This window comes from Dyadobacter sediminis, from assembly GCF_005860765.1.
Lineage (GTDB): Bacteria > Bacteroidota > Bacteroidia > Cytophagales > Spirosomataceae > Dyadobacter > Dyadobacter sediminis.
Map to the genome: position 1 here is coordinate 456587 of NZ_VCEI01000021.1, position 16092 is coordinate 472678.

Consider the following 16092-nt stretch of genomic DNA (forward strand, 5'->3'; position numbering starts at 1 on the left):
TAAACCCTTCTTTTCAGAAGATCAAAGAAGCCGGTTAATGCAGCAATACGATAGAATGATAAAAAGCCGGGAACGCTTTCTAAACCAGATGTTTCCAGATTACATCGTAAACGTCAATAGCTTCAATTTCCTCTTTTTCAAGCGCATTTTCCGTAATGCAAACGGGATAATATTCTTTGGAAACATTGATGCCGCCGTGAGAACCTTTGATCAGCGTCGCATCCAGCGGAATGACATCCATCAGATAACGGAAACCGAGCAGCTTACGGCCCAGCTTGTACCCCGCGCGCAATTTGATCAGCGGGTTTTTCGGGTCCATAAACATTTCAACAGGATCGTAACCGGGCTTGCGGTGAATGTCTACAAGATGCGCGTAATCCGGTGCTTTTGCATCGTCGAGCCAGTAATAATAAGTAAACCAGCTGTCGGGCTTGGCCAGCACCACAATGTCTCCGGAGCGTTCGTGGTCAATATGATATTGTTTCTGAGCTTCTTTGTTCAGAACAAGATCAATGCCCGGTGTTTTTCTGAGAATATTCAAAACCTGTTCTTTCACCGTTTCGTCGTTCAGATAAATGTGTGCAATCTGATGATCGGAAACAGAAAATGCTTTGGAAACGCCTGCATCCAGCAGTTCGTACCAACGCTCTGTTCGAACGGAAACAAGCCCTGCCTCTCTTAAAAGCCGGTTGATATGGATCGGGTTGTTTACTGGATTGATACCGTACTCGGAAAGCAGAATTACTTTTGCATTTCTAGCTTCGTAGAATTTGACCAGTTCTTCCACTGTATTGTCAATTTCGTTCAGTTCTTTGGTGATCTTTGAAAAATCAGGCCCGAACTTCTGCAGACAATAATCAAGATGAGGAAGATATATTAATGTCAATGTCGGATTGTGCTTTTTTTCGACCCACATGGAAGAATCCGCAATCCATTTTGTTGCTTTGATATTGGCATTCGGCCCCCAAAAATTGAACAATGGAAACTGGCCAAGATCTTTCTGCAGTTCATCGCGCAGTTCGGGCGGGTTGGAGTAGCAGTCGGGCGCTTTTACGCCGTCGGCATGATACTGAGGACGCGGTGTTACCGAAAAATCGGCGCTCGAATACATATTATACCACCAGAACATTTTTGCGCAGGTGAAATCCGTGTCCAGCTTTTTGGCCGCTTCCCATATTTTTTCCCCTTTTACCAGTTTGTTGGATTGTTTCCAGAACTTCACTTCGGAATCTTCGCGATCATACCAGCCATTTGCCACGATCCCGTTTTCGGAAGGCCATTTGCCTGTTACATAAGTACTTTGCGAAGTGGTCGTTAGTGCCGGAAGCAGCGGCTTGATCCGCGTGAGGTGATGTTTTTCAAGATAGCTTTTCAAGAAAGGCGTATGTTCGCCGATTACGCTGGAACTGAGTCCTACAATGTCAATTACGACTGTTTTATTCATAACGGAGTATTTTCTTCACCCATTCAATTTCCCTGACGATGGATTCGCCGATCGGTTTCTGCATGTCTTCGGGCAACACGCCCCAAGTATAAGTTTCAACCTCAAGGAAGGAAGAAAAAGGCTTTTCACGATGAAGCGCGAGTGTTTTTATAATGTCGTCCTGCGTGGATTCCAGAACGCCGTACGTATTTATAAACAGCGGAACATGAAAATGTACACGCCATTCTTCCTGACTTTCATTCCAGTCGGAAAGCGCTTTGTCAAGATCGGGGTAATGTTTTTTACTGTTATCAGAATTTCTTGCAACAACCTGATGCAGATAAACAGGCTCGTTGAAGTTTTCGATTGCTTTCAGTTTGATTTCCTTTTCATTTGAAAAATTCACCTTCAATGCCGAGCTCACCTGAATCCGTCCGACCTGAATGCCCGTTTCAGCAAGCGATTGCAGGATTTCTTCCGGTTGTTCGTAACCTACGGCTGCATGACAGATATCGTAGCAGAGCTGAATATGTTTTAAGATCGTTTCTCTGGCTTCTGAAGCGGAAAGTCCGTTTGTCTTTTCCAGATGCGCAATGCCTTTTGGCAAAAGAACATTGCGGTACCAGTTTATAAAATCGGTTGTGTTGTCCAGCATGCCGTCCGGTTCGGGTTCAATGTCCAGATGAAGAGACTTTCCGGTTTCATTTTCCAGAATGATCAGCTTGTCAAGCAAATGAAGAATATGACTCGTTGCCGTTTCTACAGCTCCGTGTTTTTCTTCCTCCGTTTGCCACCAGAGCCGGTACGACAAAGGCGGCGTGGAAACACCGCCGTGCATTCCTTCCGGAAGCAATGCCGCAAGAATATTGAAAAGCCGGATTGTATACACAAGCCGGTCGGTTGTAGTCCAGTCCGGCGTATGCACATCGTCTTTTACAACCGTGTTATGAAAACCGCCATAAGGAAAACCGTTGATCACAAAAACATAAACGTTGTTTTCCTGCAGCCAGCTTTTGAATTCAGCCAGTACTTCCGGTTTGCTGAGCTCAACGGAAGCATCGTTTGCAATGCGCAAACCAAGTCCGAACGGCTCATTTCCGGCAAGCTGCTCACGAATGTAAGGAATATTTTCACGCAGGGATCGGAAATGGTCGGCCCATTTTTCGCCCGGATGAATGTTGCTGCAATAGGTTAAATGTCCGTACGGAGTGTTCATAGTTCAATGGGTTTCAGCTTCTGGCGCACTAATAATTATTCCAGTACCTTTGATTCGGTTAATTGAGACTGAAACGCAGACAGGAAATCCACGGCATCCGAAATAATTCCGGTATCCAGTTCATGCACTTCTGTTCCTTTTCCGATTTTATCCAGCAGCATGATCGTCAACTGTCCGCCAAGATGTTCGCGGAATTCCTGCAGGCCGTTTCGCAGATTGATTTTGTCGTTTTCCGAAAGTTTCGGATGATATAATTCAAAACCCAGCTTGTGCATTACCTCCAGAATACGGTTAAGGTCTGCTTCCGCCAATCTGCCGGCTTTGGCCGCATATACGCAGTCCAGTGCAATACCGATGGCAACAGCTTCGCCATGACGGATTTCAAAGTTGGTCAGGTATTCCAGCTTGTGTGCAGCCCAGTGCCCGAAATCCAGCGGCCGCGAAGAACCGAATTCAAAAGGATCGCCGCCTGCAATATGGTCCGTGTGCATTTCGGCGCAGCGGTGAATCAGATAAGCCATGGATTCCGTATCGCGGTGCGCAAGTGCAACGACATGTTCTTCCATCCATTCGAAAAAAGCAGCATCTTTAATAAGTGCAACTTTAATGGCTTCCGCAATGCCTGAGCGCCAGTCACGGTCGTCGAGGCTTTTCAGGAAAGTAAGGTCATTGAATACGGCGACGGGCGGTGCGAATGTTCCGAGAAAATTCTTCTTGCCGTGAAAGTTGATGCTGTTTTTTACGCCAACGCCCGAGTCATTCTGTGAAAGTACGGTTGTCGGTATGCGGATCAGCTTGATACCGCGGTGCGAAACGGCTGCTGCATAGCCCACAAGGTCAAGAACGGCGCCTCCGCCAATGGCAATAATAAAAGAATGCCTGTCAATGCCGTACATATCCACCGCTTCTACAAGCCGGTTAAAAGTATTGATATCATTTTTTGCCGTTTCTCCGCCCGGAACCGATATGATTTCCGAAGCCAGCTGTACCTGCGGAACGGATTCACTGAAATAGGAACTGATCTGACCCGGAATTTCAGGATGATGATGCAGAAATCCTTCATCCGCTATAACCAGTGCCTTGCGCTGAAAACCCTGTTCGGAATAATCATTGAAGAAATTTTTCAGTAACGGGTTTTTCTGGTCAAACAGATAATGTGTGAAAAATACAGCGTAACTGTATTCGACTTTAAAACTTTGTTGTATGGTTTGCATTCCGCTCTCGGTACTAATTGAAATTAAAAGGGCTGTACTAACTAAACGTTGAATAAAGGCATTTTTACCTAAACGATGCCTGATCAAATTTAATTCTCAACTTGTTTAATAATGACTCATTTGGGATAAAAAACCATTATTCAGGGGTGAAAAATCAGGTTACGGCAAACGCTTTCGCCAGCCAGATGGACAACGGCAGCAAAGCCATAACCGCAAGCGCAACCGGCCATAACCCGAATGCCACGCACCATGATGCATTCATGACAATAAGGTAAATCACACCCGCTTTCACTGCTTTCCCGATCATCGGCCCAACCGGGTTTTGAACTGCATTCCATAACGGACGCCCGATGAGCCATGCATGCAGCAGTACAAAAGGGAGTGTTAAAAGAATATTGCCCTGACTGCGTGCAATTGCCAGCTGGGAAACCAGTACGATCAGATAAAGAAATGCGGCTATGTAAAGCGTCCGGCGTTTTCCGCCGTGTACTTCATCCTGGCTGATCAGCGTAATGGCGCCGATGTAGGCAATGGGCAGCAATGCAATCCAGCCCCATTTATCAAAAGATTCCGGTACCACGCTCATGCCCAGAAGCAGGTTTCCGCCGCGGCACAAACCCATAAACAAGGGCCCGAGAAAAACGGAATGCTTGGCAAACCGGTTGTATATAATCGTCAGCACCGCCACAACGAGCGCAATCATTCCGCTTGTGAAGCTGAACATGGCTGCCGCCAGTATGCCAAGGAACAAAAGGCTGATGCCCATCAGCGTTGCAGATCTCAGCGGAACTTTCCCGCTGGGAATCGGTCGCTCCGGACGTTCGATGCTGTCCAGCTTGGCATCAAAAACATCATTCATCACAACGCCGCCGCTGTACAATCCCAAAGTGGAAATGACCAGCAATCCTGCCGGAAGATCAGCGAAAGTAAACTGTGCAATGGCCATTCCGGCCAGTATGTCCGCAACTGCAGTGACCAGATTAGCCGGCCTTGTTAATTGAATATAAGGTTTTAAACTGCTCACTTTATCGAATAACTAAAGAATCTTTGGCAGAAGCCGGCTGCTGACCGCCTCTCAAAATACTGTTTCCGTGAAATTTGGCTGACTGATCCACTGCATGCCCGGCCTCAAAATCAGTAACGTCTATTTGTCCGCTTTTACCAAAGGCATCGATGGCATTCTGATACGTTACAAGTCTGATTGTTTCGTCCGGAATTCCTCTCATTTTCATTAAAGCAGCCGTTTTAGGAATGGCGAGCGGATCGGAAATACCCCAGTCGGCCGCCGAGTTGACCATAATGCGTTCAGGTCCGTATTGTTCCACCACTTTCACCATTCGCTCATTTCCCATTTTGGTAAACGGATAAATCGTGAAAGCCGCCCAGAATCCGTTATCCAGCACACTTTTTACCGTTTCTTCATTGTTATGATCAATAATTACCCACGACGGATCGATTCCGTGTTCCAAAGCAATTTCCATGCTGCGTATCGTTCCCTTCTTTTTGTCACGATGCGGCGTATGGATCTGAACAGGAAGTTTTGCCTCTTTGGCCAGTTCAAGCTGGAGACGGTAATATTTTTCCTCGGCAGGCGTCTGGTCATCAAAACCGATTTCGCCGACTCCGACGACGCCTTCCTTGTAAATGTAAAGCGGCAGGATTTCCATGACCTGTTCAGCAAGCGGTTCATTGTTTGCTTCCCGGGAATTCAGGCCCATCGTACAGTAATGCTTGATCCCGAACTGCGAAGAACGGAACCGTTCCCAACCGACCAGACTGCTGTAATAATCCTTGAAACTGGAAAGTCCTGTACGCGGTTGCCCTACCCAGAATGCGGGCTCGATGAGTGCAATGATTCCCGCCTGACGCATGGCTTCGTAATCGTCTGTCGTACGCGAAACCATGTGAATATGCGGATCGAAAAACTGCATTCCTTTGATCAGGTCCTTGTATTCGTTCCAGGCAATTTCGCGGTGTGCGGGCGAGACATTGGCTTCCTCACTTTCTTCAAAGTGAGAAGGGTTTTGTGTATTTTCGTTATGATTCAGGCACATAGTATATTAATGATCAGTATTCAAGTTCCGCCCAGTTCAGCGATCCGGATTTCACAGCATTTTCAAGCTCATGGTTACGGGCTAGTAAATCTTTTGCAGCAGGAAAATCCGATTCTGCACAGGCCAGTGCCGCAGCTTTCCGGTCAGCAGGATCATTCGACTGAAACAGATGTTCCATATCCGACAGCAAGGTTTCATTGATGTATTTTCCGACCAGCCGCCATACCTGCGGACCAACGCTACGTCCGGCCGCCCAGCGTTCATGCGCGAAGTCGGAAAGTGTTGCAGCCAGTTTTTCATTGGCCCGGTTTTCAAGTCCTTCGATCAGGTGCACAGGCTTGTCGTTAAAGATCGTTTTCAGTACGAGCTGGTTCCAGGCAAGTTCGGAGAAGTATTTTTCCGGATACGGGTTACGCAAGGCAATGGCATCAAAAACAAAGCCCATATTGGAACGAACGGCATCCGTTGCCCGGAAAAGCCATTGTTCCGGAAACGAAAGCAACGGCAATGCGGAGTAAAGTGCCACGAGTTCATTCATTTCAGCCGTATCAAAAAGCGTCTCGATATTTTTGACATATGCTTCCTTGTCCGAAGCGTCTATTTGTGTCAGCAGCCATACGCGGCTCAGCCTCGCAAGTGACCAGTTTTCAACGGAAAAGCCTTTAAGCTCTGCATTCAGTTCCGCCTGAACCTGTGCGGGGATGCTGATGATTTTTTTGGAGACGGAGCGCGGGACGGCTACAAATCCCGTCATCAGTTCCATCGGGCTGGAAGTGCTTTTTTGCCGCAGCCATTCGGCTTCCTGAGCCGAGGTGTTCAGGATAATTATTTCCCAGAGTTTTTGTTTTATAAAATCAGACATAACGTATGAAACGGATACCGGATTACCGAAATTGATCATGTAATCCGTCTGCTGTTGTGTGTTGTTTAAAAATTAAAAACTTATTGCTTCTATAAGTTTACGTTACTGCTATTATAACGCTTTTGTCTTTCGGAAGACTCATTTAAAAGCATGATTGTTGCCAGTTTTAATGAAAATCTAATGTCATTGCTGCTTTAAGAACCTGGTTTCAGGATTTCCGTTCCGAAAAGATATTTCTGCATTTGTACAACAGTTTCCATTGTTTCTGTCCACAAGAAATCCTTAGCGGTTCATCATATCTTCAATTTCATCCGCTTCAATCGGAATAAAGCTCATCAGATCCAGATTGCCGTCTTCCGTGATCAGAATATCGTTTTCCAGACGGATTCCTAGTCCTTCTTCCCTGATGTAAATGCCCGGCTCGCAGGTGAAAACCATTCCGGGTTCAAAACGGCGGTATTTGTTTCCGACATCATGGATATCCAGACCGAGAAAATGCGAAGTGCCGTGCGGGAAATATTTTTTATAGGCCGGCCAGTCGGGGTCCTGTTTTTCAATGGCTTCCTTGGTCAGCAAACCCAGTCCGAACAGCTCACTTTCCATGATTTTTCCTACTTCTTTGTGATATTCGTCCCAGATATTACCCGTTACAAGCATACTTTTTGATGCCTTGAACACACGCAGAACAGCGTCATAAACCTCGCGCTGGCGTTTGCTGAAACGTCCGTTTACCGGAATGCTTCTGGTCAGATCGGCACCGTAATTGGCATATTCGGCAGCCACATCCAGTAATAATATATCGCCGTCCTTGCAGGGCTGGTTATTTTGAATGTAATGCAAAATGCATGCATTTGCGCCGGAAGCGATGATCGGCTGATACGAAAATCCTTTGGAACGGCTACGCACAAATTCATGCAGCAGCTCGGCTTCCACTTCAAATTCCTGAACGCCCGGCTTTACAAATCCCAGTAATCGTTCAAAACCCTTTCCTGTAATTTCACACGCTTTCTGCAGTAACCCGATTTCAGCAGGCTGTTTGATGGCACGCAGGTGATGCATGATCGGAGCAAGGCGCACAAGATTATGAACCGGGTATTTTTCCCTGAATTCACGGACAAAACGCGCTTCCCGCGTTTGTACGGGAGAGTCGTTGCGCGTATGCTCGTTGGTGTTCAGATACACGTTTTCGGCCTCGAAAACGATTCCCTGAAAAATGGTTTCATATTGATGCGTCCAGTAAACCGATTGGATTCCCGATACTTCACGCGCTTGTTCCTTCGTCAGTTTTTCGCCTTCCCAAACCGCGATCAGTTCATTGGTTTCTCTCACAAAAAGCACTTCCCTGAACTTTTCATCGGGATGATCCGGAGAAATAACCAGAACCGTTTCTTCCTGATCAACGCCTGTCAAGTAAAATAAATCCGGGTTTTGCTTGAAGCCCATGGAACCGTCCGCACTCGTCGGCATGATGTCATTGGAATTCAGTACAACCAAAGACTTGGGTTTCAGCAATTCGGAAAGACGCCGGCGGTTTTCGATAAACAGGGATTTGTCAACAGGGAAGTAACGCATGTTGTGTATTTTTTGTAACTGGTAATTTATTTTGTAAAATTACGTTTATCTTGTTCGGAATTATCAGAATGGACAGACTTAATATTCTTCATTGACAAATTTTGCCGCTGCCCGATTTTTTATTTTTATTTAGCCGGGAAAAACCAACTATACATCCAGCTCCATGAAAAAATTTCTTTTACTTGCTTTCACTTTCCTTCCTTGTATATTATCTGCAAGTCCCAAATACTGGATTTATCTCAAAAATAAAGATCAGAATGCTGCGCCGGCCGTTTCCATGCTTACTATGGAAAACAGACAAAAACTCGGGCTTGTCAGTGCTGATGAAACCGATCTGCCGGTAAAACGGGAGTATGAAGTTGCTCTTCAGAATGAATCCGTAAAAATCATAAACCGTTCCAGATGGCTGAATGCCGTCTCCGCGACACTTACAAGCGAGCAGGCCATGAAAGTGCGCCAGCTGGATTTTGTACAGGAAGTCGTTCCGATTGATCCGGGATTTTATATTGCCCGTATGCAGCCGGTTGAAAAAGCGCAGATGGCGCCCGTTATGTCGCAGGTTCAGGCCAATGTATTCCTGAAAGAAGGCATTACGGCAAAAGACGTAACGATTGGTGTGATTGATGCGGGCTTTTACGGGGCGGATTCTTCCATGTCGCTGACTAAAATTTTTTCAAATAACAGAATTCTGGGCATACGCGATTATGTAAAACCCGGCCGCCCGGGAAATCTGCTGTTCAGTACGGCGGAATCATTTTCAGACATGCACGGAACGGAAGTGCTGGCTGCGATTTCCGGAATGGATTACAAGGATCAGATGCAGTACGGAATGGCGATCAACGCAAAATTTTATCTGGCCCGGACCGATTACTCGCTCCGCGAATACAGAGGCGAAGAGGATAACTGGATTGCCGCCATGGAATGGATGGACAGTCTGGGCGTGCGCCTGATCAATACTTCGCTTGGCTATGCAAAAGGCTTTTCAGACCCGAAAGAAAATTATGTTCCTTCGCAAATGGACGGAAAAACAAGTGCTATAACGCGTGCCGCACAGATTGCTTCAGACAAGAAAGGGATTATGCTGATCGTTTCCGCAGGCAATGAAGGCGAGGATAAAAGCTGGGAAATCATATCCGCGCCGGCCGATGCGCAGGGCGTTCTGGCTGTGGGTGCAACAAACGGGAAGTTGTGGAACCGCATTGGTTACAGCAGCACCGGACCAGAATTTTTACCTTATGTAAAGCCTAATGTTTCCTGTTTTTCACTATACGGAACCTCGCTTTCCGCGCCGGTCATTACGGGTTTCGCAGCCTGCCTTTTACAGGCCAATCCAAACCTGACCAACAAGGAACTGCTTTCGCTGATCGAAAAGTCGGCGCATTTGTATCCGTACGGAAATAATTACGTCGGCTACGGCGTACCGCTGGCTTCCCGTGCGCTTGCACTGGCAAAAGCACCTTATCTGCCCAACAATTCAAGGCTTGTTACGGCAAGCGGCCGTACGTGTGAAATAGAAGTCGTCAGTCCGGATTCGCTGGTTGCGATTTACCGGAAAAAGAATGATAAGGACGTTTTATCGCAGCAGGTTGGAAAAATACAGAACGGCAGGATTTCACTCAAACGCCAGAACGGCGAACGATTTACAACCATTGATCTGAAAGATTCGGTTGTGGAAGTGCAGTGGAATTGACGAAGTTCCCGGTTTGTTAATGCATGCTTTTGGAATTGCAGCTTTTTATATCCTTAACGCTTTATCAAACAGCTTTTTCGAAGCAGGTGCTGAAATGGTTAAATCCGCCGGACTAACAGTTGCCGAATATATAAACTGCAAAAATACAAACCGGCATTATAAACTTTTGTGTGTGATCGAACACGCAAAAGGAATTTAGACTTATATTAGCAGAAAAAAATAACATATTCGTTATCTTTATATCTCGTAAAACCCCTGAATTTGAGTTGGTAATTAAAAATTCAGGCGCAATTGTTCAAAACTATTTACCTAATCCCTGATAATAATGAGTACATCCAGAAGAGACGTTCTGAAAATGGCAGGACTCGCACTTGCCGGCAGCGCAATGCCTGCTGTCACCATTCTTAATCCGAACCGCGCATTCGCCGGTGTGAACAGCGAAACGCTGAAAGTTGGTTTGATCGGTTGCGGCGGACGCGGTTCCGGTGCTGCAAACCAGGCCCTGAAAGCTGATCCAAACGTTGTACTGCATGCAATGGGCGATATTTTCAAGGACAAAATGGATTCGTCGCTTGAAAACCTGACCAAAGTGCATGGCGCAAAAGTAAAGGTAGACGAAGGCCACAAGTTCATCGGGTTTGATGCATTCAAAAAAGTGCTGGATTCCGGCGTTGATGTGGTGATTCTGGCTACTCCGCCGCATTTCCGCCCCGAGCACCTTACTGCTGCAATCAATGCTGGAAAACACGTATTCTGTGAAAAACCAGTTGCGGTTGACGCTCCCGGCGTTCGTAAAGTCCTTGACGCGGCAAAGCTTGCCAAACAAAAAAATGTATCCTTGATGTCCGGCTTTTGCTGGAGATACCATGAGCCGAAACGTGCCAGCTTCGGAAAAATCCTGGACGGCGCAGTAGGCGATATTTCTGCTGTTTACAACACGTATGATACCGGAACACTCTGGTCGTTCCCGCGCGTAGCCGGCTGGACAGATGCCGAATATGTATTGCGTAACTGGACTTACTATACCTGGCTGGCAGGAGATCATATCGTGGAACAGGCCGTTCACAGTATCGACATGATGTCGTGGGCAATGGGTGGAAAGCTGCCTTTGTCATGCGTTGGGACCGGCGGAAGACAAGTTCGTACGGATGCATTGTTCGGAAATATCTTTGACCATTTTGCCGTAACGTATGAATACGAAAACGGCGTAAAAGGATTCCATCATTCCAGACAGCAGGCCAACTGCGAAAACAGCTATCTGGTGGAAACGATCGGAACAAAAGGCCGTGCAATGGTGAACTGTGCGCGTAACGTACACGAAATCTACGGACAGAATCCATGGAAATACGAAGGTGCACAAAACGATATGTACCAGACAGAACATAACGAACTGTTTGCTTCCATCCGAAGCGGAAAGCATGTGAATGACGGCGAATTCATGGCGCAAAGCACACTTCTTGCCATTATGGGAAGAATGGCTGCTTACACCGGAAAGCGCATTACCTGGAATGAAGCAATGAACTCGACGGAAAAACTCGGACCGGACACATACAGCTTCGATATGAAGCCGCCGGTTGTTGAAGTTGCCAAACCTGGTATCACTGCTTTCTCGTAATATATGCAAAGAAGGGAATTTCTGAAAAACACTGCATTGGCGGCTACGGCCGCAGCAGTGGGAACTACGCTTGTTTCCGACGCCATGGCCGCCCCGCTGGCCAGACCGATGATCAAAAAAAGTCTGAAATGGGGAATGGTCAAAGAAGAACTTTCCATTATGGACAAGTTCAAGCTCCTGAAAGATCTGGGTTATGACGGCGTCGAACTGGATTCACCGGATAATCTGGACATGAAAGAAGTGTTGGCAGCAAGGGATAAAACAGGTCTGGAACTGCCGGGAACTGTCAATTCGATGCACTGGAAACTGCCGCTATCCGATCCTGATCCGAAGAAAAGGGAAGAATGCGTGAAATCCATTGAAAAGGCATTGCGCGATACCAAGCAATATGGCGGAACAACGGTTCTGGTTGTGCCGGGTGTCGTTAATGCAAGCGTGAGTTACAAGGAGGCATACGAGCGTTCGCAGGCGGAAATCCGCAAGCTGTTGCCGGTTGCAGAAGAAACAGGCGTTAAAATCGCTTTTGAAAATGTCTGGAACCAATTTTTGCTGAGCCCACTGGAAGCCGCGCGTTATGTCGACGAGTTCAATCATCCAATGGTCGGCTGGTATTTCGATGTAGGAAATGTTCTGCGTTACAGCTGGCCTGCTTCCTGGATTGAAGCACTGGACAAGCGCATCCTGAAACTGGATCTGAAAGAATTCAGCTTTAAGAAACAAAACGAGCTTGGCCTCTGGAAAGGCTTTGACGTTGAGTTTATGGAAGGCGACTGCAACTGGTCCGATGTAAACAAGGCGCTTCAGAAAATCGGGTATTCCGGCTGGGCTTCTGCGGAAGTGGCAGGCGGAGACCGGAAACGGCTGCTGACGATCCGTGAGAAAATGGACGAAGTTTTTAAAGCGTGATCATATTATTTTACCAAAGCAAAAGAGCCTGAAATTTCAGGCTCTTTTGCTTTATAGCGCTTTGGAGAAACGTTCATTTTACCTTGTAACGCGTTCTTGCATAATGCCGCAAAGTTGAAATTTTCAGTTGCTTGTTAGTGATCTGTACCAGTTTGTAGGATTTGAATTCCTTGTTTTTATCCAGAAAACCGATAATGCACGATTGTTCCTTGTCGCCTTTCCGGATTTCCACTTTAGGTTCAATGCCGAAATTCGGAATCGTTATCGAATCTTCAGCTTCCAGTTCCTTGTATTTCATTTTTACCAGAAAATCGAAAGTTGCTTTTGTTTCATACACATCAACGGCAAATTTCCAGTCATTCAGCGGATCTTTTACCTTTTCGGAGTAACTCGCCACAGGCGCGGAATTTACAGACGTCCTTTCCAGATTGATTGTGTCATTGACAACCTTCATGGACGGTTCTTCCTGGTTATCCTGATTATTCTGTTGGTTACAGGCAAGCACGGCCAGTAAAATGAAGAAGCTGTAATATTTCATGGCAAGGATCATTTGGTTCAAGGTCGTCACTGTTTTGCAATATACCTTTGTTATTTGCATTAAATAAAATATTTTACGAGTTACATTTCAAACCAAGCGCCGATATTCCCGCCTCTTATCTTTTACTTAAACCATGGCATTGAACTATATTTTTGTTGCATTCTTTGTAATTGCCTTTCTGTTAGCCACTTTAAAATTTATCCTGACCGGCGATGTTCAGACTTTCAAAGCAATTACGGAAGGAATGCTGGAAATGGCCAAAGTTGCCGTCATGGATATTGCCTTGCCGCTGACCGGCGTGATGACGTTTTTTCTGGGTATACTGAACGTAGGTGAAAAAGCCGGAATTATTAATGTGCTTGCCAGATTTATAGGCCCTTTCTTTAACAAACTTTTTCCCGAAGTCCCGAAAGATCATCCTGCAAACGGACAAATGATCATGAATTTTTCGGCCAATATGCTTGGTCTGGACAATGCCGCGACGCCGTTCGGGCTCAAAGCCATGCAAAGTCTTCAGGAACTCAATCCGAGTAAAGACACCGCTTCCAATGCGCAGATCATGTTTCTGGTGCTGCATACTTCCGGTCTGCAGATTATTCCGTTATCCATTATTGCGCAAAGGGCAATCCTGGGCGCTGCAAGTCCGTCCGACGTATTTATTCCTTGCGTAGTCGGGACTTATGTCACAACGGTTGTGAGCATGATCATTACGGCAACATGGCAAAAAATCAATTTATTCAACCGGACCGTCATGCTCGGGCTCGGAAGCGTCACGGCATTCATCGGACTTGCACTTTGGTATCTTTCCGGCCTGCCCAAAGAGCAGATCGAACTGATCTCCGTGTTGACAGGAAATTCCATACTGCTGTTTATCGTGGCCGGATTTCTGTTTTGGGGCATGTATAAAAAAGTAAATGTATTTGAAACCTTTATTGAAGGCGCAAAAGGCGGTTTCACAACTTCCGTGACCATTATTCCTTACCTCGTCGGATTGCTCGTTGCCATCAGCGCGTTCCGGAACTGCGGTGCTATGGATTATCTGATTGAAGGATTGAAATGGCTTTTTTCACTTTCAGGACTGAATACGGACTTTGCGGATGCCCTGCCGGTTGCGCTCATGAAGCCGCTGAGCGGGAGCGGGGCAAGAGCGCTGATGATCGATGCCATGAAAGAATTCGGGCCGGATTCCTTCATCGGGCGCCTGGTTTGTATTTTCAACGGCTCGGCAGATACGACACTTTACATTGTAGCGCTTTATTTTGGTTCTGTCGGAATCAAAAACACACGATATGCCATTGTAGCGGGGTTAATTGCCGATCTGATTGGCGTTCTGGCCGGAATATGGCTGGGTTACCTGTTTTTCCACTGACATTTCCTGCTCCGTTCCAGTTACCGTTTTACCCTTGGAAGTAACCGTCCGTACAAAATGGATGGCTGTTTTTTAATGTAAGGCGTAATATTGATTATCTAACTACGGACAGTTTATGCTGAAACATTTCTCCAGATTCCTGCTTGTTCCCTTTCTGATTTTCAGAATGATGTTTCTGCCGGCAGCCTTTGCGCAAACCAATATAAACCAGCCGGCCAATACGTACTCGCTTGAAGATTGCATCCGGATTGCGCTTGAAACCAATCCGCAGGTAAAACAGGCGGAACTTCAGGTTCAGTCGGACAACAACATTTACCAGCAGTCCAAATGGCAGCGGTTTCCGAGTGTGAGTTTCAGTGCCGGCCAGGGTTTCAGTTTCGGCCGGAATATCGATCCGTTTACCAACCAGTTTGTACAGCAGAACATCAGTTCCAACAATTATCAGCTTGGCGGCCAGGTTACGCTTTTCAATGGATTTCAGATCAAAAATACAATCCGGAGAAGTGATATCAATCTGCAGGCAAGCGCAAAAGACCTGGATGCGACCCGGAACGACATCATGCTGAACGTGGCGTTGTCTTATCTTCAGGTCATTACCAATCAGGAACTGATTGAAGTGGCGCAGCGGCAAGTGGATGCTTCTTCCCTTCAGGTGGAAAGAACCGCGCGGCTTGTGGAGGCCGGAACGCTTGCAGAAAGCAATCTGCTGGATCTGAAGGCGCAGCTTGCCAATGACGAGCTGACTTTGGTTAACGCAGAAAACAATCTGGAAACCGCCAAACTGAACCTTAAACAATACATGAACATGCCGGGAAGCGATCCGATCAATGTCGTTGAAATACCGGTTGCCGATCCGACACTTCAGGCATATGACGCGACGATTCAGCAGATTTACGAAGCAGCAGTCAACAATCTTCCGCAGATGAAAGCAGCAAATCTCCGCATAGAGGCAGCAAAAACCAATGTGGATCTGGCAAAAGGAGCAGGAATGCCTTCGCTCACGCTCAACGGCGGCGTTTACACGGCTTTTTCGAGCGCCGCGCCAAAAGAACGTTTTGTTTCGGACGGTTCCGGGGCGACGATGGTGGAAGTAACGTCCGCGACAGATTACATTGTTTACAACAACGAGCAGCTTCCGATAGTCCAGAAAGTGTCCACGCCCAATGGTTCCCTGCGTTATTTCGGCTATTTTGATCAGTTGAATTTCAACCGGAACTCGGCCATTAACCTGAATCTGACAATTCCTATTTTTACCAACTTCAGAGTAAAATATAACGTCGCCAATGCCAAGATCCAGCAGAAAACGTATGAATATCAGGCGCAGCAAGTGCAGCTGACGATCCGTAAAAATGTGGAACAGGCCTATATTGATATGAACAATGCGGCAAAAAGATATTCGGCAACAGCCAATCAGGTTCGTGCACTGACAGAAGCATTCCGTGTTTCTCAGGCAAAATTTGACGTGGGCGCCGTGAATTCTGTTGAATACAACATTGCAAAAGCCAATCTCGACAGGGCCAACGGAAATCTGGTGCAGGCGAAATACGATTATGTATTCCGTACAAAAATCCTTGATTTCTACATGGGCCGTCCGCTGTCCGATTTCTAAAATCCGGCCGGAAAAGTTTCTTAT

Annotated in this window: 13 protein-coding genes; 5 read left to right on the top strand and 8 right to left on the bottom strand. The window is 46.6% G+C overall.

The window, feature by feature from the left end; all coding sequences use genetic code 11:
• Positions 1–79 precede the first annotated feature (79 nt).
• From FEM55_RS09210 to FEM55_RS09240, 7 genes are all read right to left on the bottom strand, one after another.
• Entirely contained in the window at positions 80–1444 is a 1365-nt protein-coding gene (locus tag FEM55_RS09210) for an alkaline phosphatase family protein (protein ID WP_138281041.1), read from the bottom strand.
• A complete protein-coding gene (gene eboE, locus FEM55_RS09215; RefSeq protein ID WP_138281042.1) occupies positions 1437–2639 on the bottom strand; it encodes a metabolite traffic protein EboE in 1203 nt (400 codons plus the stop codon). Before eboE ends, FEM55_RS09210 begins: the two co-directional genes overlap by 8 nt.
• A gap of 35 nt (positions 2640–2674) precedes the next feature.
• Complete coding sequence (locus FEM55_RS09220) at positions 2675–3853, bottom strand: 3-dehydroquinate synthase (protein WP_138281043.1); 1179 nt, start codon at positions 3851–3853, stop codon at positions 2675–2677.
• 154 nt (positions 3854–4007) lie between these two features.
• Positions 4008–4877 (bottom strand): UbiA-like protein EboC, encoded by an 870-nt coding sequence (eboC, locus tag FEM55_RS09225; RefSeq protein ID WP_171036521.1) that lies wholly within the window; start codon positions 4875–4877, stop codon positions 4008–4010.
• Position 4878: 1 nt separating this feature from the next.
• A complete protein-coding gene (locus tag FEM55_RS09230; protein WP_138281044.1) occupies positions 4879–5907 on the bottom strand; it encodes a TatD family hydrolase in 1029 nt (342 codons plus the stop codon).
• A 13-nt stretch (positions 5908–5920) separates the two neighbouring features.
• Positions 5921–6769: an EboA domain-containing protein gene (locus FEM55_RS09235; protein ID WP_138281045.1), complete on the bottom strand. Its 849-nt coding sequence runs from the start codon at positions 6767–6769 to the stop codon at positions 5921–5923.
• 282 nt (positions 6770–7051) lie between these two features.
• Positions 7052–8341, bottom strand: coding sequence for an aminopeptidase P family protein (locus FEM55_RS09240; RefSeq protein WP_138281046.1), 1290 nt, complete (start codon positions 8339–8341; stop codon positions 7052–7054).
• A gap of 163 nt (positions 8342–8504) precedes the next feature.
• Between FEM55_RS09240 and FEM55_RS09245 the strand changes: the two genes are divergently transcribed.
• The 3 genes from FEM55_RS09245 (at position 8505) to FEM55_RS09255 (ending at position 12552) form a co-directional block, all read left to right on the top strand.
• Complete coding sequence (locus tag FEM55_RS09245) at positions 8505–10031, top strand: S8 family serine peptidase (protein WP_138281047.1); 1527 nt, start codon at positions 8505–8507, stop codon at positions 10029–10031.
• A gap of 355 nt (positions 10032–10386) precedes the next feature.
• Entirely contained in the window at positions 10387–11646 is a 1260-nt protein-coding gene (locus tag FEM55_RS09250; RefSeq protein WP_138281654.1) for a Gfo/Idh/MocA family protein, read from the top strand.
• A 3-nt stretch (positions 11647–11649) separates the two neighbouring features.
• Positions 11650–12552: a sugar phosphate isomerase/epimerase family protein gene (locus tag FEM55_RS09255; RefSeq protein WP_138281048.1), complete on the top strand. Its 903-nt coding sequence runs from the start codon at positions 11650–11652 to the stop codon at positions 12550–12552.
• 73 nt (positions 12553–12625) lie between these two features.
• Here the strand turns inward: FEM55_RS09255 and FEM55_RS09260 are convergent, their stop codons facing one another.
• A complete protein-coding gene (locus FEM55_RS09260; protein WP_229209220.1) occupies positions 12626–13102 on the bottom strand; it encodes a hypothetical protein in 477 nt (158 codons plus the stop codon).
• Between the two features lie 121 nt (positions 13103–13223).
• Between FEM55_RS09260 and FEM55_RS09265 the strand changes: the two genes are divergently transcribed.
• Complete coding sequence (locus FEM55_RS09265; RefSeq protein ID WP_138281049.1) at positions 13224–14459, top strand: spore maturation protein; 1236 nt, start codon at positions 13224–13226, stop codon at positions 14457–14459.
• Between the two features lie 115 nt (positions 14460–14574).
• Positions 14575–16068, top strand: coding sequence for a TolC family protein (locus FEM55_RS09270; protein WP_229209175.1), 1494 nt, complete (start codon positions 14575–14577; stop codon positions 16066–16068).
• Positions 16069–16092 lie beyond the last annotated feature (24 nt).